Genomic DNA, 19,814 nt, shown 5'->3' on the forward strand with positions numbered 1-19,814 from the left:
AGACCGCCATGACCGCACCCCGCAAGGAAATCCATCTCGCCGCGCACTTTCCCGGCGTCAACAACACCACGGTGTGGAGCGATCCCGCCTCCGGCAGTCACATCGAGTTCGAGTCGTTCGAGCATTTCGCCCGTACCGCCGAACGCGGCAAATTCGACTTCCTGTTCCTCGCCGAGGGGTTGCGGCTACGGGAGCAGAACGGTCTCATCTACGACCTCGACGTCGTCGGGCGGCCGGACACGTTCTCGATTCTCGCCGCACTCGGTGCCGTCACCGAGCGGCTCGGTCTGACCGGCACCATCAACTCCACCTTCAACGAACCCTACGAGGTGGCGCGGCAATTCGCGAGCCTCGATCACCTCACCGACGGGCGTGCGGCCTGGAACGTGGTGACCTCGTGGGACGAATTCACCGGGGAGAATTTCCGCCGTGGCGGATATCTGGCGAGCTCCCAACGCTATTCGCGTGCCAAGGAGTTCCTCGACACCGCGATCGAGCTGTGGGAGTCCTGGCGTGGCGACGAGATCGTCGCCGACAAGGAGTCCGGCCGGTTCCTGCGGGACGGCGCGGTCGGCGAGTTCGAGCACCGCGGTGAGCAATTCGACATCGAGGGACGATTCTCGGTGCCACGTAGCCCGCAGGGTCGGCCGGTGATCTTCCAGGCCGGTGACTCCGAGGACGGACGCGAATTCGCCGCGGCGAAGGCGGATGCCATCTTCTCCCGGCACAGCGCCTACGAGGAGGGGCGTGAGTTCTACCGTGACGTCAAGTCCCGACTGGCCAGGTACGGGCGTCGGCGTGAGCAGCTGCTGATCCTGCCGGCCGCCACATTCGTGTTGGGCGACACCGACGCCGAGGCGGCCGACCTCGCTCACGAGGTGCGTCTCGCACAGGTCAGCGGTGCCACCGCGCTGCGTTTCCTGGAACAGGTGTGGAACCGGGATCTGTCCGACGTCGACCCCGACGGTCCACTGCCGCAGTTCGATCCGGTGGTCGGCGAGCACACCATTGCCCGCGGACGGGCCAGCGTGCGCTCCTACCGTGATCCGCTGCAGACCGCGCGCGAATGGCGCGAGCGCGCCGAGGCCAACAATTGGTCGATCCGCGAGCTCATCATCGAGGTGACCGGCCGGCAGGCCTTCGTCGGCAGCGCGCAGACCATCGCCGAGCGCCTCGACGATTCCGTGCAGAACGATGTCAGCGACGGTTTCATCCTGGTCCCGCACATCACGCCCGGCGGGCTCGACCGCTTCGTCGACGAAGTGGTGCCCATCCTGCAGGAGCGCGGGAGTTTTCGCGCCGACTACACCGGTACGACGCTGCGCGACCATCTCGGGATCGACCGCGTCGCGCAGGGGTCGGGGCGCGCCGCGTCCTGAAGGAACTCAGGGGAGGTCGAGCAGTTCCTCGCAGAAGCCGCCGAACCGGCGATCCGGGGTCACGAGGTGCACCTCGAGAATCCAGTGGCATTGTCGGCCGGCGCGGTCGGTGCGACGCATCGGCCCCTCGGAACCGGGGGCGATGTAGCTCTCGATCTCGGCGGCGTCGATGTTCTCGTGCGGGAACTCGCCGACGAGATGCCCGGCGATGTCGCCGCCGAACTCCCAGCCTGCCTCGCGGGACAGTTCGACCACGCGGTCGTAAAGCTGCGCTCCGGTGATGTCGGGGTGGGTGCGGAAGTGCTCGCGGCCGGCCTCCCACACCTGGCTCAGCGATGCGCGCAACGCATGTTTTGTCGGGTCATCGCCGAGGACGAACGTGCGGCCGAAGTCGGCCTCCCACTCCTCGAAGATCGGACCGAAGTCCAGGAAGAGGATTTCGTCGTCGGCGAGGATGTGGTCCGGCGGATTGGCACGGTAGGTCTGCAGGGTGTTCTCGCCGGCGCGCACGATCCGTTTGTGCCAGTGCCGGGTCACGCCGAACATGTCGGCGGCGAGGTCGCGGATCTCGTTGGACAGTTCCCGTTCGCCCACACCCGGTCGGATCATCCCGCGATCGGTGATCTCGGCGAAGAGTTGCTCGGCCTTGGCCTGGGCGTCCAGAAGCCGACGAACCCTGGCGTCCTCATCCGGGGAGTCGCCGAGTTCGGCGGAGGCGTCGACTGTCGTCACCCGTCCATGCTCGCACACCCAGGCAACTCTTGGTCGTGAGCGACTCATTCCCGTTCCGCTGCCCATTGTCCCGATGGTCTCGATGCTCGCCGCACGCGGCTCGGACCTCAACCAGCGGGGGGTGACGATGCTCTCGAAGGATGCCCCGCTCTTCCCATACCCGCTGGCACTTCCCGCCCGACGGCCGTCCCATCCCGATGGTCGAGGTGCCGAGGAGCGCCAGCGACGAGCCTCGAGACCCCTTGTGCGGACAGGCTTCCGGGCCACCGTGACCCGAATCCAGCGCTGCCGCTGGCGGTCTCGAGGCTCGCCGCACGCGGCTCGCACCTCGACCAGCGGGGGAAGACGATGTCGCCGAAGGATGCTCGCGTCTTTCCCCGCCTGCTGACGCCCTTCCCACCCGGTGGCCCATCCCACCCGGTGGCCGACCACACCGGCGACCCTCCCCTTCCGATGGTCGAGGTGCCGAGGAGCGCCAGCGACGAGCCTCGAGACCCCTTGCGCCGAAAGGCTTCCGGGCCACGGGCACGACACCTCGACCATCGGGTGGGATTTCTCTATGGAGTTCTCAAAGATCAGATGCGCTCCAGCCAGGCCGGGTGCGGGAATCAGGCTGCCACGTCGTCGAGTCGCATGGTGCGTCGGTGATACGACGGTATCGGTCGTCGTTGCGGATCGACGCTGGCGGGTGGGATCAGCCAGGGGTGCCGGTCGAAGCCGATGATGATGTCCCACCCGTGGTGGTGCACATCGTCGTGACAACTGCTGCAGAGTAGGCAGCCGTTGTCGAGGTCGGTGGGACCGCCATCGGCCCAATGGTGCACATGGTGTGCTTGGCAGCGTCCGGCGTGTGCACCGCACTTGATACACCCACGATCACGCACCAACAACGCTTTGCGTTGTCCGGGGGTGAAGAAGCGCTCTTTGTGTCCGACGTCGAGGGGCACGCCCTCGGTGTTGAGAATGATTTTGGTGATGGTGGTGTCGCACGACAGCAGTTTCGCGGTGGCTTCGGTGATGGCACCCATATTCTGCAGATCCCCACCGAGTGCCGGGTTGTCCGCCGACCACGTCCACAACAGACCGTTCGTCGGTTTCGCCGAGAACGTGGTGTCCGCCAGGCCTTGTGCCGCCAACTCCACGATCGTTTCGAACGCGGCAGCGCAGATCTGTTCGGGTGTCCGAGGATCGGGGGATCCGTCGGGCTGGGGCTTGGGCGCCGACAAGGTTTCCATCAAGGTGCGGGTTTTCTCGCCGGCGATGATGTCGAGGTTCGCCGAGATTTCCAACCGTCCGTCGTCGGTGATGCGGTCGCTGTAGGAGTTGATCGACTTGTCCTCCGCCGCTGGTAACCCACCCGGTGTTTCGGCCGCCAACTCGTTACCCAACTGCCGCGCGTAGAGGTTGATCTCGGCGGGGGTGAATCCGGCGAAGTAGTGCGACAGCAGTTTCCGCAGGTATTCGCAGCGTTGGACAGTGTCGAGGGATTCGGGGGAGCGGGTGTCGATGTGCGCCAACCCACGCACAATGGCATCGGTGTGTTCGGAGGAGATGGACCCGTCGGCGGCGTGCGCCAACAACAGATCAATGTCGGTGGTGGCGGCGACCCGCACATACCGTGAAGCGATGGCGGGTGCGAAACCCATGCTGATCAACAGTTCTCGAAGTCGGGTGGTCTTGTGATCGGCGACGCCCAGCCGGTCCATTTCACCGGTGAGGGTGGTGGCGTGGTGATCAACCAGGTTCCGCAGTAGCAGGACTTGTTTCATCGCACCGAAGGCTTGTGATCCGGTCATCTCCGGATTCCATTGCAGGTCGCTGAGTCGGCTGACGATGTCGGCGAAGAGTGCTTCGGCGTCAACGTCTTTGATGTCAAGAGTTGCGGTGGTGTCGATCATGGGCCCCTCCCCGGTGGCTGATCGGTATGATGCCTCCATCGTACTCGAACATATGAATGACGGCAAGGATGTTCGATATTTCTGGGGAGGGGAAGATGCTTGTGGACAACGGGTTTCAGTGGCGGGTCGGCGGCAGTTTTCTGTCGGTGGGGTGTGGTAGAGGTGCGGGTTCCGTGACCTGAGTTGCCGATATGGTTGGGACGCTTGTTGCCTCTCGCTACGCGTACAGCCGAAGCGCGCCGGGCGCGTGGTCGGGAACAGTGGGATGCTGCGGTGCCACAGCGGTGATCCGGCGATACGGTGCGCCGAGCGGCGGTCGCGGGTCGGCCTCTCCGGCGTTGGGCCAGAACGCCATGGCGCGTTCGGCCTGGGCGGTGATGGTGAGCGACGGGTTCACGCCGAGGTTCGCCGAGACCGTGGATCCGTCCACGATGTGCAGTCCCGGATGACCGAACGCGCGGTGATAGGCGTCGACGACGCCGTCGTCGGGATCGTCCCCGATGGCGCAGCCGCCGAGGAAGTGGGCGGTCATCGGGATGTCGACGAGGTCGAGGATCGACCCACCCGGATCGCCGTCGATGCGGCGCGCCGCGGCCCGGACGGCCGTGTGTCCCTCGGGAATCCATCGTGGGGGCGGATCTCCACCGCCCGGTCGGCTCCGGAGGATCGGGCCGAATCGTCCTCTCCGCGCGTGTAATTCGATCGAGTTGTCGACGGTCTGCATCACCAGCGCGATGATGGTCCGCTCCGACCAGCGGTGCACCGACATCGAGCGGGCGGCGGTGATCGGGTGCGCGAGCATGGTCAGAACCGCGCGCAGCAGCCGTGGCATGCGTCCGCCGCCGTCGACGAGAACGGCCTGCAGGAGTCCGATCAGGTTGCTGCCCTTGCCGTATCGGACCGGCTCGATGTGGGTGTGATCGTTGGGATGAAACGACGACGTGATGGCGACACCCTCGGTGTAGTCGACGTCGGTGGTGTGGGCCGTCGCGGCGAGGACGGCCTCGGAGTTGGTGCGCACCACCGTCCCGAGGCGGGGCGACAGGTTCGGCAGTCGGCGTGAGCGTGCCATATCGAGCAGTAGTTTGTTGGTGCCGTAGGTACCGGCGGCCATCACGACCTGGTCGGCATACAGCGTCCGGCGTCCTCTCCATGGAGCGCCGGTGCGGTGGGTGCTGACCTCATAGCTGCCGCCGCGCTGGTGGAGGCCATCGACCATCGTCATCGGGATGATCTGCGCGCCGGCCTGTTCGGCGAGGTACAGGTAGTTCTTGACCAGGGTGTTCTTCGCGCCGACACGACATCCGGTCATGCACGCGCCGCACTGTGTGCATCCGGTGCGTTGTGGTCCGGCTCCGCCGAAGTAGGGGTCGGCGACCGTGACGCCGGGCGTCCCGAAGAACACCCCGACCGGGGCCGCGACGACGGTGTCGACGACTCCCATCTCGTGGGCGACCGACCGCATCACGCGGTCGGCGGGGGTGACACCCGGGAAGCTCGTCACGCCGAGCATGCGGGAGGCCTGGTCGTAGAAGGGGTCGAGCTCGGCAGCCCAGTCGGTGATCGCGCTCCAGTGCGGATCGTCGAAGAAGGCCGCGGGCGGGCGGTAGAGCGTGTTCGCGTAGTTGAGCGATCCGCCGCCGACGCCTGCGCCGGCCATGACCAGCACGTCGCGGAGCGGATGGATGCGCTGCACGCCGAACAGGCCCAATGCCGGCGCCCAGACGTAGTCCCGGAGTCGCCAACTGGTCGTGGGCAACTCGTGGTCGGCGAATCGGCGTCCGGCCTCGAGGACGCCGACGCGATAGCCCTTCTCGGTGAGTCGGAGTGCGGCGACCGAGCCGCCGAAACCCGAGCCGACGACGAGGACGTCGAAGCGTTCGGGGTCGTGCGCGGGTGCGTCGGGAGGCGTCATGGGATGTGATGCTAACGACAATCATAGAAACAGTCCAGACTGCTTGTAAGCCCGACCTGAACCGGACAAGTGCGACATCGAGGCTGTCCGGTCGGGTAGGTGGTGGCCTGGTGTGGTGGCCCTACTGTGTCCGAAGTGCGCGATTCGCTCTTGCGGCGCAGGGGATCTGTGGAGAACAGTCGGATCTCGCTCGCCCGAAACGCTCACGTCCGGGCAATTCATCTGTTGAGATGAACAGATCATCTGATGAGGAGTTCGGCTGCATGGCAACGCAATTCGCTCAACAAGGACAAACCGGACGTCCGACGTTCGGTGGTCGACTCGCTCAGCTCCGCCGGTCGCTGACCCCGGCGGAATGGGCCAGTATCGGCGGCATGGTCGCCGTCGTGGCGGCCCTGCACATCATCGGATGGGTGACCCTGATCGTCTTCGTGGCACCGCACGACTTCAGCGTCGGGCAGAAGACCCTGGGCCTCGGCGTCGGGCTGACCGCCTACACCCTGGGGATGCGTCACGCCTTCGACGCCGACCACATTTCGGCGATCGACAACACCACCCGCAAACTCCTCGGCGACGGACAGCGGCCGATGACCGTCGGATTCTGGTTCTCGTTGGGGCACTCCACAATCGTCTTCGGGCTGGCGTTGTTGCTGTCTTTCGGTGTGCGGGCACTCGCGGGGCCGGTCGAGGACGACTCGTCGGCGCTGCACCACTACACGGGTCTCATCGGCACCACGGTCTCCGGCGGCTTCCTCTACCTCATCGCCGCGATCAACATCGTGATCCTGTTCGGGATCGTCAAGGTCTTCCGCGCGATGCGTCAGGGCGACTACTCCGAGGACGAACTCGAAAAGCACTTGAACAACCGGGGTTTCATGAACCGCATCCTCGGTCGCTTCATGAAGTCGGTGACCAAGCCGTGGCAGATGTACCCGATCGGGGTCCTGTTCGGGCTGGGCTTCGACACCGCGACAGAGGTCGCCCTGCTCGTCCTCGCCGGCAGTAGCGCCGCCGCCGGACTGCCCTGGTACGCGATCCTGTGCCTGCCGGTCCTCTTCGCCGCGGGTATGAGCCTGTTCGACAGCATCGACGGCACGTTCATGAACTTCGCCTACGGTTGGGCCTTCGCCAACCCCGTGCGCAAGGTCTACTACAACCTCACCATCACCGGACTGTCGGTCGTGGTCGCCTTCGTCATCGGCACCATCGAGATCCTCGGACTTCTGGCCGACGAGTTCGGCTGGAGCGGCCCGTTCTGGGACGACGTCTCCGGGATCGACCTGAACATCGTCGGCTACGCCATCGTCGGTCTGTTCATCGTCACCTGGCTCGTCGCCGTGGTCATCTGGCGCGTCGGGCGAATCGAGCAGCGGTGGGCGCTGGCGCCGGCGACCGTGGCCGAGCGCGTCGAGTAGTCGCGGTGCAGCGGGTCCGGTGAGGTTCGGTGCGTCGCCCCACGAGCGCTGACGTAGACTTCCCGTGGCGTCGACCGCTGCGTCTGGGTGTCGCCGCCCGCCTCAGTAGCTCAGGGGATAGGCGGAAGTCCCGTCGCCCGTAGGGAGGGAAATGGCGGGAGGGGCCGAGAATCGCGATCAAGCATAGCGGTAACGTATCTGCGACGAGTGGCATCGACGATTTTCCCCGCTTCCAGGCGCATTCCACACAAACCTCGAGATTGTGGCTCAGCGTCGTCGAGGTGGTTAGCGACAATCGATCGACAAGCGATCCGCTGAGATCTGAACAGCGTAAACGACCTCCGACAATCTACTACGGTCTGGAACAACCGTAGCCCCATTTGTCTGGATCAAGATCGCGAGGACATCCTCAAAGGCGAGTCGTCAACTAACCAATTTCAGAAAAAACCACCGGAAAGTGCGCGCCACCCGGACGAACGTGCATAGAACCTGAGGACTTCAATCTTGTTGCAGGGTGTGTCAGGGCGAGGTCGACAGCGTCAGCCTGTGGACTCATTTCCACTGGCCGACCCGCGACCCATTCGGCCAAATATTTTGTCTGGTGGGGAAACCAAATCCTCATTCGGCGTGCTCCATACGTACAGCATTGCCTTCTTCGGTACTGCGAAATCAAGGTGAAGGGACGCAGATTCGCCGGGCTCCGCCGCCTCCGAGCGGTTCTCACCTACGCGTAGCTCGATCACTTGACCCCAACGTGCAGTGGAAGCGCTTACGGGCGTCCACACGAAATCTCCGCACTCGATCCTGCAGGTCAGGTCTACCAATGCCACGCGATTGTTGATGTATCGCCGCGTGACGGTTCCGATGGGAATGCTATCACCGTGTCGAGATGACGCATCGAGAATCTGTGCGCTCAGAGTGGCGACTAGTCCCAGAGAGATAGCCTCAATGTACTCGACCTTCTCCAGCAATTCGTCGCGAGAGAGGATTTCGATTGGGATGCCGTTGTGTGCGAGGTCGTTCCGTCGCTCGACTAGGTCCTCAAGCTCCGCTGTCAAGCTGCTCTCAGAAACTTTGGCGCCAGCAGTTGACCACGCAGCGACCGCGTCGGCACAAGCGACTCTTGCTGTAAGGTCGGGTATCGCCCAGTTAAACATCTCTTTGATAGTGGGCCATCGTACGTTTGCGGAGTGGTGCGATATTACCTCTTTTCGCAGCTGGTAGGCATTTCCTCGTTTGCCAAGGCAAGATGCTAGACTAGTTGCAACATCATTCCGCGTTAGATCTCGGAATCGTCCGCTCCCCAACTGTTGGCCAAGTAGATGTGCGGCATGCCTTGTATATCGGTCTTGTAATCTGCTTATTTGGACTTCTTCGAGCTTGTCGCTGTACTGCAGAAGGGCGGTTGAGAAGTTGAACAGGAGCTGTTCGATAAACCTCTCGAACGTTGCATACAAAGAGGAAATGCATGCAATATACGAGAACCTTCGATGGTCGAGGGTCTGGACGTCGGTAATTCCGTCCAGATAGCGGCGAATGAGTTTGAGATCCTCATCAAGCTCGTAGTAAACGGGTAGCATTGACGGTTTGCCTTACCGTTCTTGTAGTGTCGAACGTAGAGTTTCGACGGCAATCCGGTTTCTATCTCTTGCCTGATTCGTATTCGTTTGGCGCCCGCCAAACGCGAGTTTGTGTGCACTGTGCATCTCCGCTATTGCTGCCCGCAGCCTCTCAGGGGACCTCAGAAGGCTGGCCCGCTGATCCTCACTGAGGGTCGAACTCGCATACATGAGGGCATCGTATGCAATCTTGCTGAAGTGTCGGTTGCTATTGGGTACTTGGAAAGCCGTTGGGCCGTTAATCTCGTACCAAAAATTGATATTAGATAAAAAAAGATCGCGATAGCCCTTAATTGTCGCCTCGGGGAATCGATTAGCCTTGTTAAGAAACTCGTCGAGAAAGTCTGATATGCGATTCAAACCTTGGCTAAACTTGTCGAGATGTCGAAGCGCAAAGAATCGCAGAACCATCTCGACGTCTTCCATCTTCTCGAACATGACACGCCCCTGATTGGTGACGCTGATATCGCCGCTAGTGGATGTCTCCAATTCTGATGATTCGTTGTTCTCTCTTGTGTCGTCATCGGAAAACTTGTCATCCTGTTCTGCTGGTGTGCCGAGTACAGCCCTCATCGCGGGGACGCTGGAGAGTTCCAGGCAGAGTTCGTTCAGTGGTCCGTCGTAAACGGCATTGCGCGTTTCTTGTCCACTGAGGCGTACACCGCCGGAGTTCAGGCGCTCGAATACTAGTTTCTTGAGCGGTGCGCCGTTCTCGATGTCACCGGTTTCATTGAGCAAAATGATTGAGGACAGATATCGTCTGTCGATTCCGTCGCGAATCAGTGCGGGAAGGGTTGAGTATGTGCGTCCGTGGAGTTCAGGCCAGTGCTGGAGTTCGGATAGGGGGAATCCGTCCGAGTAAAATTCCATTAGTGCCGTTAGTCGCTGTCTTCCATCCATAACTTCAAACCTAGCCAGGGCATATTCATAGAGGAACACCGGTGGAACCGGGACATTCATTAAGAATGACTCTATTAGCCGAGATTTTCGGCCTTCGTCCCATCGATGTCGGCGTTGGTACTCGGGATCTCGCTTGTACTTCGGTATGCGATTTCCCGTCTCGTCCTCGTACGTATCTGTGAACATCGACAGAATCTGGTTAAGTGGGTACCGGGCCTGCTCAGTAACAATACGGACGCCTTCCTGCGAGTACCGCTTGTTTAGCTCCGCGTCGGTTTGAGGGTTTGGTTTAGAAATTGAGAGGTCTTCAATTAGTTCGCCCGGCAGGAGTTGCGGCCTCACAGGGGACGTTATTTTACGGGACATGCCACGTTGCTCTCTCGCTAGGATCTGCCGCAGTAGCGGTGGGAGGATAGTTTACACGTAGTCGGATCGCACTGGCGAGGTTCGGTAGAGTCGTCTGTTAGGGCAGCAGTCGCGTTTAAACTGGTGGGTATGGGGCTGGCGGTCGAGGCCATGGGCGGCGTAACGCGCATTTCGGTAGGTTCGTTCGCACGGTGATCTCGATCGATGATAGATTTGAGAGACGCACCGAGAGTGGATTGACTTGCTGCTGCTTCGCTGACTAGATGGTACGGTTGATTGGTGGTCGTCAAGTCTTCCAGTGTTCGTAGTGTGACAGTTCCCCCGCTGCATCAACGACTGAACACGGCGTGCCCGTATTTCACAATGTTCCCTCTCGAATTTCCGCTCCAACGCCTTGCAAGGGCAACAAGGGGACAATGGGTCTTGGACCCATTTTGCGGGCGAGGCACGACAATGTTTGCAGCCCGTCTTCGAGGCCTCAATTCGGTTGGAATCGACGCCAGTCCGGTTGCTGCCGCGATTGCGGCTGCAAAGGTAGCACGAGCAGATCGTGACGAGGTGCTTTCGCTTGCCTCCGATCTTCTTAAAGGCTCATTCGAGCCAACCCAGATTCCTGAAGGGGAATTTTGGGATTGGGCGTACGAGCCATCAACTCTGCACGATATTTGCAAGCTGCGCGAACAGCTGGCCAAGCGTGACAGCTCCGATGACCCGGCGACGGTGCTTCGTGCAATCGTGTTGGGAATACTGCATGGTCCATTGACCAAAGGCATGCCGACGTACCTTTCTAATCAGATGCCTAGAACTTATGCAACGAAGCCCTCATCGGCTGTCCGTTTCTGGCAAAGACGTGATATGAGGCCTCGGGAGGTGGGAGTCTTTGACGCTGTGACTAGGCGAGTTCGTTATACGCTCGCAGATGTTCCTTCGGTGCATGGGGGTCTTGTTCTGTGCGGAGATTCACAGCAGTTGCTGCCTGCTGTCAAGCAGCGATTTGATTGGGTTATCACGAGTCCGCCGTATTATAGGATGTATACCTACATGCCTGATCAATGGTTACGATCATGGTTCGTGGGCGGTTCTGAGACGGTTGACTATAGCTGCGAGAATCAGCTTCGCCACACTGGTGTCGAAGTCTTTACGGCCGACTTGGCTGGGGTCTTTTCAGCGGCCGCGGATAGGTGTAATTCTCGCGCTCGGTTAGCAGTCAGGTTTGGGGCTTTGCCGAGTGTGAAGACTTCACTCTCTCCTGAGACAATACTTCGCTCAGCACTGGAGATTTCTGGGCGGTGGAAGGTGACCAAGATTAGTGATTCGGGTGTGCCGAGTGGACGAGGTCGACAGGCTCTCCACATGAGGGGGGCAGGTCCGCACGCCGACGAGGTCGACCTTCTTGCAATTCTCGCCTGACTGACAACAGGCGACCGATCGAGCGCGATCGAGCGTCGACGGGTGCCAATATGTGTGGAACTACGGCGTCGATGTATTGTCGGTGTCAAGCGGAGGGTTGTGGACGGCGGTGGTCCGCTGCTGCCGCATCTAGGCGCTGAGGAGTCCAGAGAAGACTATTGACGCCTGATGCGGGCTAGCTGAAGGTTAGCGCACGCCGTCGTCAGACCGGCCACACCGATTTGTGTTAGCCTCGATGTTTCGCGGGGTGACGCCCGCCGTGTGAGTCCGTCCGGGTTGGTGGTCTGAGGACCGGATTCCGGACCGAGGCCGTGAGTGTGTGGCCGAGCGTCGGTGGGCGTCGGGGTTCACGGCCCCGAGGTAGCGTTTTCCTTTCAGTCGATGGTCCAGGACGGCCGGGGTCGGGAAGTGCTGCGAGTCGGGCGAGTCCGTCGAGGAGCAACTGGAGGTGGGGTGCGGTGGCGGCGAGTTTGAGTCGGGTCCGTCTCGAGTGGCGGGTCAGCCTGCCGGCGATCGAAAACAGTTGTAGTCGTAGCTGTTTGGGTTCCCAGCGTCGTGCGGGGGTGGTGTCGAAGGCGAGGATCTGGGTCCAGGCGATCAGCTCACAGGCCGAGGCGACGATGGCGCACCAAATGCGGTTCTAATCAAACCCGTGCAGCGGAAGGTTCGTCAGTCCGCAGTCTTTGGAGGTGCGGATGCGGTCCTCGCAGCGGGCCCGCCGGCGATGCCGCAACTCCAGCTCAGCCAGCTGGCCACGAACGGTATTGGTGGCGAATGCGGTCAGCCGCATCCAGTCGAGTCGGTGAACCGCAACTGCGCTCCCGGATGCGGTTTCTCTTTCCGCACGATGATTCACATCCCCTCGGGCCAGCCTGGAAGGTCCAGCATGCTCGTCAGCTCCGCGACCCACGCCCCGTCGTGTTCGTTGCCGTTGGCATTGGAGGCCGGGGTCCACGCCTCCGGTTGCAGTCGGTCGATGATTTCGGCGATGACCTCGGTCAGTCCGAACCCCACCGAGTAGGCCAGCCGCCGCCTGGTCAGATAGTTGAGGAATTCGTGGGTGCCGCCGGCCGAATCGGTTACGGATCAACACGGCTTTCCCGACCCGAAAACCGTCGACGCCGGGTATCTGGGCCAACGCGGACTCGACCATACTGATGTGATCGGCGGCGGTGTTCGACCCGGCATTCCCGGGCCGCAACGCGATGGCCAGTGGTTCCCCGGTTCCGGCGGCTTGGTGATCGGCGAACCCACACAACGGGTGAAACCCTAAGCCTTTCTTCCAGTTTGGCGTCGCCTGCTCTTTATCGGAGTGTGCAGTCACAAGGGTGGCGTCGAGGTCGATGATCAATGGATGCCGCGCATCGCGGTCGTGGTTGGGGGCTGCTGTTCCGGCGGAGGTCCACGCCTGAGCGCGGGCGGTGTTGATCGCCGACAAGGCTGCGGGTGCATCGGCGGCCAGCGTCGAGATCAACCGCGAGACCGTCGGGTCCGAGGCGACCGGCCCGAACACCGCCGGGTCGGCACGGACCTGGTTTATGTCAGCCAGACAGTCCCCGCCCAGGGCGACCGCGACGGCGAGGTCGAGCAGGATCTTGCCCGGATCGTGGGTGGCCAAGGGTTTGCGCCACGGTGCCAGGGCCGTCGACAATCGGCTGCTCACACCGCTTTTCTCGGCCGCCCCGCAGCAGTACCGTCGCCTCGGCGTGCGACACCACTCCGGTTCCGGAGCCATCTATAGACAACGAAGGGTAGCACGACGTAGACCTACTCACCTGAATGGTGCTCCTCGGTCTGCTCTGATTGCTACCTTCGCAAGTTCAATCATCCCAGGTGAGGGCGCCATTCTTCATTCACGACACGAAATCACGGTGAAAGGCCGACGTTTAGAGCATCGAGCCGTGCTTTGGGCTTCACCTGGCGGTGAAGATTCACGCCGAACAACCCTCTGGCTAGTGCGAGATCGAGCGCCTGAGGCAACCCACCAAGGACGAGAGCGAGTCGAATCCGAAGCGCCCAACGATCCCTTCCGGCGTGCGACGCGAAGACATCGAGTCGGCGAACGACCTCATTGAGCGGACGCTGCCCATCGGGTCTCGATCTTCCAAACCGCCGCGCACAGTTGCTCGTCATGCTTGGCCCGCACTCGGTCGCCCCGCCTTCGCGGACTTCCTCTGGTCGGACAGCAGAGCTGACACCAGGCCACCGAAGCGGCATGACTCGGCGCTACAGCGTGGAATACCCATAGACACCTCGGTCGGCGACAGATCCCGCCCATACGGCTATTGGGAGGCGATGCCGTGACACACGCCCGGAAACTCCTGACGTAGACTCGAGTATCGCAGGCCGACGACGCCGTGAGCGCGGCTTGCGCAGGACTGGACAAAGTGCTGGCGGCCTAGTCAATGCATTCCTCCATCACTTCACCCAGTTCCCGCCTCAGTAGCTCAGGGGATAGAGCATTCCTCTCCTAAAGGAAGGGTCGCAGGTTCGAATCCTGCCTGGGGCACCGTTCGCGCCGCGTCGACGGGTGACCTGGTCATCGAGGCGCTGCGCTACGGTGAGCATCGTGGACTCGCGGAAACCTCAGACAGTTCTCGTCACCGGCGCGACCAGCGGAATCGGCGCCGAGGTGGCACGGCAGATGGCGGCGCTCGGGCACCGCGTCTACGGCACCAGCCGTCATCCCGACAAGGTCTCCGACCCGATTCCCGGTGTCACCTACGTGCGCCTGGACAACGCCGACTACGCCTCGGCGGATGCCTGTGCCGCAGCGGTCGGTGACGTCGACATCCTCGTCAACAACGCTGGTGAGTCGCAGGCCGGTGCGCTCGAGGACACCCCGATGAGTGCCATCGAGGATCTGTTCCGCGTCAACGTGTTCGGGCCCGTCGCCCTGACCAAGGCGGTCCTGCCGGGTATGCGGCAACGGCGCCACGGCACGGTGATCATGGTCGGGTCGATGCTGTCGAGCTTCCCCGTCGCGTTCCGCTCGAACTATGCGGCGACCAAGTCGGCGCTCAAGGCCTTCGCGCTGGCGACCCGACGAGAGGTGGCGCCCTACGGAATCCGGATGATCAGCGTCGAGCCGGGGACCATCGCCACCGGTATCGGGGGCCGGCGCAGCATCCACATCGATGACGGATCGCCGTATGCGGCCGAGTACGAGACCCTCGCCGCCGCCACCCGACGTAACGAGGACGCAGGAATCGACGCGCCGACGATGGCGCGGGTCATCGTCGAGGCCGCGCTCGCCGAGCATCCGAAACCGTTCTACGCCAAGGGAAACAACGCGGCCATCGTCTTCGCGCTGCGGCGGCTGGTGCCGCGTCAGATCATCCTCGATGTCACCGCGCGCAAACACGGGCTGCCGCGGGTCAAGAGTTGAGCGCCGTGCAGGTCACCATCCGCGTCATCGGTATCGGACCGGGAGATCCGCGGCAGATCACGCTGCAGGCCATCGACGCCATGGCTGGCGTCGACGTCTTCCTCGCGCTCGAGAAGGGCGACGCCAAGGACGGCCTGCTGCAGGCTCGTCGCGACATCCTTGAACACCATGCACCGCAGGGTTATTCGCTCGTCGAGATTCCCGATCCGCCCCGCGACAGACGTCCCGCCGACTACGACGCCGAGGTCCGCCGCTGGCACGCCGCGCGTGCGGAACTCCTCGCCCGGGCGATCCTCGCCGACGTCCCCGACGACGGGGTGGCGGCATTTCTCGTCTGGGGTGACCCCGCACTCTACGACTCCACCCTGCGCATCGTCGACGACCTCGCCGCGCGCGACGACCTACAGGTGTCTGTGGAGGTGATCCCGGGCGTCACCAGCGCGTCGGCGCTCACCGCCGCACACGGGATCGTCGCCAACCGGGTGGGCGAACCCATCCACATCACCACCGGGCGTCGCCTCGCCGACACCCCTCCGGGTGCCGACGCCAACCAGATCGTCATGCTCGACGCCGATCTCGGTTTCCGCCACACCGCGGCCGCCGACGACGAGATCTGGTGGGGCGCCTACCTCGGCACGCCCGACGAGATCCTCATCAGCGGCCGGGTCGGCGACGTCACCGACGAGATCGTCGAGGCGCGTGCGGCCGCTCGCGCCCGAATCGGCTGGATCATGGACATCTACCTGCTCCGCACGGCGCGACAGGCGCCGGGGGACGCCCCCGGATAGGTCACCACCACACCTCGCCGACCACGTCGAGGATGTCCTCGGCGAGTTCGGGCCGGCAGATCACGAAGTCGGGCATGTACGGCTGCGGCTGGTTGTATACGATCGGCGTGCCGTCGAGCCGGCTGCAGTGCAGCCCCGCGGCGAGCGCCACACCGACCGGTGCCGCGTTGTCCCACTCGTACTGCCCTCCGGAATGGACGTAGGCGTCGGCGTCACCGCGCACCACCGCCATCGCCTTGGCGCCCGCCGAACCGATCGGCACCGGGCGTAGCCCGAGCCGCCGCGCCACCGCGGCCACCTCGTAACTCGTGCCCCATCGCGAGGTCGCGATCCGGCCCGACGCGTCGGCGGGAACGGCGTCGACGGTGTCGGTGCGAAAGACCTCACCCATCGCCGGCAAGGCGACGGCGGCGTCGGTGACCGCACCGTTGTCGGTGAGTGCGACGTGCACCGCCCACTGATCGCTGCCCGCGGCGAACTCGCTGGTGCCGTCGAGCGGATCGATGATCCAGACCCGCTGTGCCACAGCGCGGTCGCCGACGTCGGTGGCCTCCTCGCTCAACACCGCGTCCCGCGGCCGGTGCCTGCGCAGGACGGTGCCGATCCACGCCTGGGCGAGTGCGTCACCGGCATCGCCGAGCAACCGGCCGCCCAACAGGTCGCCGGAGCGCACCCCGAGCAGGATCTCCCCGGCCCCGACCGCGATGCGTGTGGCCAGCTCGGCGTCGGAAATACCGGAACTCATCTGTTCACTAGAGCACACTGGTGTCATGCCCGAACTGCCCGAGGTTGCCGCGATCGCCGATTTCGTGGACGGACGTGCCGCCGGACTCCCGATCCGGCGGGTGGACATCGCATCGTTGTCGGTGCTCAAAACCGCCGACCCCCCGTACACGGCCCTGACCGGGCGGCTCGTCGACTCCGTCGGCAGAGTCGGCAAGTACCTCATCATCCGCACCATCCCCGGTTCCGAGGCCGATCCCGAACCGGTCATCAATCTGGTCATCCACCTGTCCCGGGCGGGCTGGCTGCGATGGAGCGAGGACCTCTCACCCAAACCCCTTCGACCCGGCGGCAAGAGCCCGATCGCGCTGCGGGTGCACTGCGGGATTCCCAGCGCCACCGGCGGCGAGGGCTTCGACGTGACGGAGGCCGGAACGCAGAAGCGGTTGGCGGTGTGGATCGTCCGCGACATCACCGAGGTCGAGCGCATCGCGACATTGGGGCCCGACGTCCTCGCGCTCGATCGCGACGAGTTCGCCGACATCCTCGCCGGCACCGGCGCGCGCATCAAGAACGTGCTCACTGATCAGCGGGTGCTCGCCGGGATCGGTAACGCCTACTCCGACGAGATCCTGCACACCGCGAAGCTCTCGCCGTTCGCCACCGCGAAAACCCTGACCGGCGAACAGATCGACACCCTCTACGAGGCGATGCGCGACGTGCTGACCGACGCGATCGGGCGTCTCGAGGGCCAGGGCGTCGCAAAGCTCAAGTCGGAGAAGCGAACCGGACTCAAGGTGCACGCCCGTACCGGTCTGCCGTGCCCGGTGTGCGGGGACACGATCCGTGAGGTCGCCTTCAGCGACCGATCCTTCCAGTACTGCCCGACCTGCCAGACGGGTAGCAAGGTCCTCGCCGACCGCCGGATGTCGCGACTCCTCAAGTGAGGCAAGAACTGTCCGAAGACGGTGTGGTCGCGCAACTGCGGGCGGCCGGGTGCGTGTTCGCCGAGGAGGAGGCGACGATCCTGCGCGAGGCCGCCGCCGACGACGCGGATCTGAGCCGGTTCGTGGCACGCCGGGTGGCCGGTGAACCGATCGAGCACCTCGTCGGCTGGGTGGAGTTCGCGGGTCGGCGCCTTGCGGTCGGGTCCGGGGTCTTCGTGCCGCGCCGACGCTCGGAACTGCTCGCCGCCGTTGCCGTCGGCGCCGCCGCGTCCCGGCAGCGCCCGGTGATGGTCGAACCCTATTGCGGCGCAGCACCACTGGCGGCCACCGTGGGCGCCTGGATGCCGACGGCGCGCGTGTACGCCACCGACATCGACGACGTCGCGCTGCGATGCGCCCGGCGTAACCTCGGAGCCGATGCCGGAGTGCTGCGCGGCTCGGGTCTGGCCGGACTGCCCGCAGCGCTGCGCGGACGGGTGGACGTGATCGCGGCCGTTCCACCGTACGTACCAGACGCGGCGCTCGCGTTGTTGCCGCACGAGGCCGCCGACCACGAACCCCGCCGGGCACTGCTGGCGGGCGCCGACGGACTCGACCACATCCGCACCCTCATCGCGCAGGCACCCGGATGGCTGGCCTCCGGCGGTGTGCTGGCGATCGAGATGAACGAGGAGCAGGCGCAGATGGTCACTGACCCGGACGACCGTTTCCCAACGGCGGCTCTCGCCCGCCAGGTTCTCTTTGCCCGCCCCGTCACCTTCGCCACCGACGACTCCCGCACCGTGGTGCTGGCGCTGACGATGCCCGGTTGATCTGACCCTCGGGTAAGTTGGCGGATGTGACGCACCGCGACAAGATCCTGATCACCGGCGCGAGCTCGGGACTCGGCGAGGGCATGGCCCGCGAATTCGCCGGCATGGGCCGCTCACTGGCGTTGGCCGCACGACGCCTCGACCGCCTCGATGCCCTCGCCGCCGAACTGCGGCCCCACGCAGGCACGGTCGCGACCGCGGCCCTCGACGTCACCGACGTCGACACCGTTCCCGTCGTGTTCGGGGCTCTGCGCGACGAGCTCGGCGGCCTCGATCGCGTCATCGTCAATGCCGGGCTCGGTAAGGGTGCACCGCTGGGCACCGGCAAGATGCACGCCAACATCGAGACCGTGCAGACCAACCTGATCGGAGCGCTCGCCCAGATCGAGGCGGCACTGGAGATCTTCCGCGCCCAGGATCACGGCCATCTCGTGCTGATCAGCTCGATGAGCGCCGTCCGCGGGCTACCCAAGGCGCAGACGGCGTACTCGGCGTCCAAGGCCGGGTTGACCGCGATCGGACAGGGGTTGCAGGCCGAGTTCGCGCACTCGCCGATCACGGTGTCGATCGTGCTGCCCGGCTACATCGAGACCGACATCAACCGCGGCGTGAAGACCGCACTCATGACCGACACCGACACCGGGGTGCGTGCCATGGTCGCGGCCATCGAGGCCGAGAAAGCCTCGGCGCCGGTGCCCGCCTGGCCGTGGGTGCCGATCGCCGCGGCACTACGACTACTCCCGGCATCGATCACGCGTCGACTGATCTGATCCGGTCTCAGCCCGCTGCGGTGGTCGAGGCCGGGGCGGTCGACGAGGCCGGGGTCGGGGTGCCCCACACGACCGGCGAGGCCTTGAAGTCGAAGCCGTCGGCGGTGGTCGTCTCGGCCCAATAGATGACGCTGGTGAGTTTGTGCCCGGCGTCGGCGTAGGCCACCAGGCAGGTGGCGTAGGAGTCGCCGCGCTTCATCTGCTCCGGCGGCGACGGATTGCCGCACGCCTTGAGGGCCACCGGCGGCGGCAGCGTCAGAGCCGGAGTCCGGCCGTCCACGCTGCCCGCCAGCCCCACGACCGTCGGTGCGGCAGACGAGTGCGCGGCCAGCGACGTCACCGTCACATAGACGAAGAATGCCGTACCGCCCTGTGTCGCCGAATCGGGAACTCCCTCACCGGGTGTGATGCCGGTGACCGTGTACATCGCGGTCGGGCCGGACGGGCGGAACGCGTCGGCGGGCAGCACCGCCGAATCGCCGAAGCGCAGCGCGGTGCCCGGCGGCGTCCGCGCCGGGGCGCCGGGCGGGACCGACACCGCGACCGAGGTCGGGAACGACGAGGTGCCGGGCGCCGACGACGGCGTCGACGACGAACAGGCGGTGAGTGCCGAGCCGACCGCGGCAGCCGCGAGGAGCGCACCGGATACGCGCATGGGCATCGAACTGCGGGCTCGTCGGGGCCGGATCAGGGCTCGTGGCAGGCGCTTGGCGGATCGCGGCGCGCGCGACGACGGTGACGTACTCACCTGC

17 protein-coding genes and 1 tRNA gene are annotated in these 19,814 nt (G+C 64.2%); 9 read left to right on the top strand and 9 right to left on the bottom strand.

The genetic code is table 11. The annotated features are described in order from the left end of the window. Nucleotides 1-8: 8 nt before the first annotated feature. Entirely contained in the window at nt 9-1,379 is a 1,371-nt protein-coding gene (locus QNM97_RS03585) for an NtaA/DmoA family FMN-dependent monooxygenase (RefSeq protein ID WP_283821621.1), read from the top strand. A gap of 6 nt (nt 1,380-1,385) precedes the next feature. Here QNM97_RS03585 and QNM97_RS03590 read toward each other — a convergent pair whose 3' ends face one another. The 3 genes from QNM97_RS03590 to QNM97_RS03600 form a co-directional block, all read right to left on the bottom strand. Then, nucleotides 1,386-2,111, bottom strand: a complete 726-nt coding sequence (locus QNM97_RS03590; protein ID WP_283821622.1) for a M24 family metallopeptidase — start codon at nt 2,109-2,111, stop codon at nt 1,386-1,388. A gap of 608 nt (nt 2,112-2,719) precedes the next feature. Next, a complete protein-coding gene (locus tag QNM97_RS03595; RefSeq protein ID WP_283821623.1) occupies nt 2,720-4,009 on the bottom strand; it encodes an HNH endonuclease in 1,290 nt (429 codons plus the stop codon). 217 nt (nt 4,010-4,226) lie between these two features. Continuing rightward, nucleotides 4,227-5,924: a GMC family oxidoreductase gene (locus QNM97_RS03600; RefSeq protein WP_283821624.1), complete on the bottom strand. Its 1,698-nt coding sequence runs from the start codon at nt 5,922-5,924 to the stop codon at nt 4,227-4,229. Nucleotides 5,925-6,187: 263 nt separating this feature from the next. Here QNM97_RS03600 and nicT point away from each other — a divergent pair, with 263 nt between their 5' ends. Beyond that, nucleotides 6,188-7,339: a Nickel transporter NicT gene (gene nicT, locus QNM97_RS03605; protein ID WP_283821625.1), complete on the top strand. Its 1,152-nt coding sequence runs from the start codon at nt 6,188-6,190 to the stop codon at nt 7,337-7,339. A gap of 539 nt (nt 7,340-7,878) precedes the next feature. Here nicT and QNM97_RS03610 read toward each other — a convergent pair. Both QNM97_RS03610 and QNM97_RS03615 read right to left on the bottom strand, forming a co-directional pair. Then, complete coding sequence (locus QNM97_RS03610; RefSeq protein WP_283821626.1) at nt 7,879-8,919, bottom strand: HEPN domain-containing protein; 1,041 nt, start codon at nt 8,917-8,919, stop codon at nt 7,879-7,881. 12 nt (nt 8,920-8,931) lie between these two features. Continuing rightward, nucleotides 8,932-10,185 carry a GmrSD restriction endonuclease domain-containing protein gene (locus tag QNM97_RS03615; RefSeq protein ID WP_349632358.1) on the bottom strand — a complete coding sequence of 418 codons (1,254 nt, stop codon included), beginning with the start codon at nt 10,183-10,185 and terminating at the stop codon, nt 8,932-8,934. Between the two features lie 402 nt (nt 10,186-10,587). On the opposite strand from QNM97_RS03615, the gene QNM97_RS26595 reads away from it, so the two are divergent. Then, nucleotides 10,588-11,634: a DNA methyltransferase gene (locus QNM97_RS26595; RefSeq protein WP_502875044.1), complete on the top strand. Its 1,047-nt coding sequence runs from the start codon at nt 10,588-10,590 to the stop codon at nt 11,632-11,634. Nucleotides 11,635-11,860: 226 nt separating this feature from the next. Here the strand turns inward: QNM97_RS26595 and QNM97_RS03620 are convergent, their stop codons facing one another. Further along, nucleotides 11,861-12,268 (bottom strand): transposase, encoded by a 408-nt coding sequence (locus tag QNM97_RS03620; protein WP_349632359.1) that lies wholly within the window; start codon nt 12,266-12,268, stop codon nt 11,861-11,863. Between the two features lie 6 nt (nt 12,269-12,274). Continuing rightward, a complete protein-coding gene (locus QNM97_RS03625; RefSeq protein ID WP_283821627.1) occupies nt 12,275-13,297 on the bottom strand; it encodes a transposase in 1,023 nt (340 codons plus the stop codon). Nucleotides 13,298-14,070: 773 nt separating this feature from the next. Here QNM97_RS03625 and QNM97_RS03630 point away from each other — a divergent pair. The 3 genes from QNM97_RS03630 to cobF all read left to right on the top strand — a co-directional run bounded on the left by QNM97_RS03630 (nt 14,071) and on the right by cobF (nt 15,810). Continuing rightward, a tRNA-Arg gene (locus QNM97_RS03630) sits at nt 14,071-14,143 on the top strand. Nucleotides 14,144-14,278: 135 nt separating this feature from the next. Continuing rightward, the gene (locus QNM97_RS03635; protein ID WP_283823090.1) at nt 14,279-15,022 is read left to right on the top strand and encodes an SDR family NAD(P)-dependent oxidoreductase; all 744 of its coding nucleotides are present in this window, start codon (nt 14,279-14,281) and stop codon (nt 15,020-15,022) included. 5 nt (nt 15,023-15,027) lie between these two features. Beyond that, entirely contained in the window at nt 15,028-15,810 is a 783-nt protein-coding gene (gene cobF, locus QNM97_RS03640) for a precorrin-6A synthase (deacetylating) (RefSeq protein ID WP_283823091.1), read from the top strand. A gap of 1 nt (nt 15,811) precedes the next feature. Here cobF and QNM97_RS03645 read toward each other — a convergent pair whose 3' ends face one another. After that, nucleotides 15,812-16,555, bottom strand: coding sequence for a 3'(2'),5'-bisphosphate nucleotidase CysQ (locus QNM97_RS03645; RefSeq protein WP_283821628.1), 744 nt, complete (start codon nt 16,553-16,555; stop codon nt 15,812-15,814). A 25-nt stretch (nt 16,556-16,580) separates the two neighbouring features. Between QNM97_RS03645 and QNM97_RS03650 the strand changes: the two genes are divergently transcribed. Genes QNM97_RS03650 through QNM97_RS03660 form a run of 3 tightly spaced genes read left to right on the top strand, consistent with a single transcriptional unit; the run spans nt 16,581 to nt 19,062 of the window. Further along, on the top strand, nt 16,581-17,480 hold the full coding sequence (locus QNM97_RS03650; RefSeq protein WP_283821629.1) for an Fpg/Nei family DNA glycosylase: 900 nt from the start codon (nt 16,581-16,583) through the stop codon (nt 17,478-17,480). Beyond that, nucleotides 17,477-18,292 (top strand): N5-glutamine methyltransferase family protein, encoded by an 816-nt coding sequence (locus tag QNM97_RS03655; RefSeq protein WP_283821630.1) that lies wholly within the window; start codon nt 17,477-17,479, stop codon nt 18,290-18,292. The genes QNM97_RS03650 and QNM97_RS03655 overlap by 4 nt, the downstream gene beginning before the upstream one ends. A gap of 26 nt (nt 18,293-18,318) precedes the next feature. Continuing rightward, entirely contained in the window at nt 18,319-19,062 is a 744-nt protein-coding gene (locus QNM97_RS03660; RefSeq protein ID WP_283821631.1) for an SDR family oxidoreductase, read from the top strand. A gap of 7 nt (nt 19,063-19,069) precedes the next feature. On the opposite strand, the gene QNM97_RS03665 is transcribed toward QNM97_RS03660, so the two are convergent. Then, entirely contained in the window at nt 19,070-19,810 is a 741-nt protein-coding gene (locus tag QNM97_RS03665; RefSeq protein WP_283821632.1) for a hypothetical protein, read from the bottom strand. Nucleotides 19,811-19,814 lie beyond the last annotated feature (4 nt).

The organism is Gordonia sp. L191, from assembly GCF_030077625.1.
Taxonomy (GTDB): domain Bacteria; phylum Actinomycetota; class Actinomycetes; order Mycobacteriales; family Mycobacteriaceae; genus Gordonia; species Gordonia polyisoprenivorans_A.

Coding starts and splice junctions, on each gene's coding strand:
- QNM97_RS03585 (WP_283821621.1), top strand. CDS start 9: ATGACCGCACCCCGCAAGGAAATCCATCTCGCCGCGCACTTTCCCGGC.
- QNM97_RS03650 (WP_283821629.1), top strand. CDS start 16,581: ATGCCCGAACTGCCCGAGGTTGCCGCGATCGCCGATTTCGTGGACGGA.
- QNM97_RS03610 (WP_283821626.1), bottom strand. CDS start 8,919: ATGCTACCCGTTTACTACGAGCTTGATGAGGATCTCAAACTCATTCGC.
- QNM97_RS03635 (WP_283823090.1), top strand. CDS start 14,279: ATGGCGGCGCTCGGGCACCGCGTCTACGGCACCAGCCGTCATCCCGAC.
- QNM97_RS03595 (WP_283821623.1), bottom strand. CDS start 4,009: ATGATCGACACCACCGCAACTCTTGACATCAAAGACGTTGACGCCGAA.
- QNM97_RS03600 (WP_283821624.1), bottom strand. CDS start 5,924: ATGACGCCTCCCGACGCACCCGCGCACGACCCCGAACGCTTCGACGTC.
- QNM97_RS03645 (WP_283821628.1), bottom strand. CDS start 16,555: ATGAGTTCCGGTATTTCCGACGCCGAGCTGGCCACACGCATCGCGGTC.
- QNM97_RS26595 (WP_502875044.1), top strand. CDS start 10,588: ATGTTCCCTCTCGAATTTCCGCTCCAACGCCTTGCAAGGGCAACAAGG.
- nicT (WP_283821625.1), top strand. CDS start 6,188: ATGGCAACGCAATTCGCTCAACAAGGACAAACCGGACGTCCGACGTTC.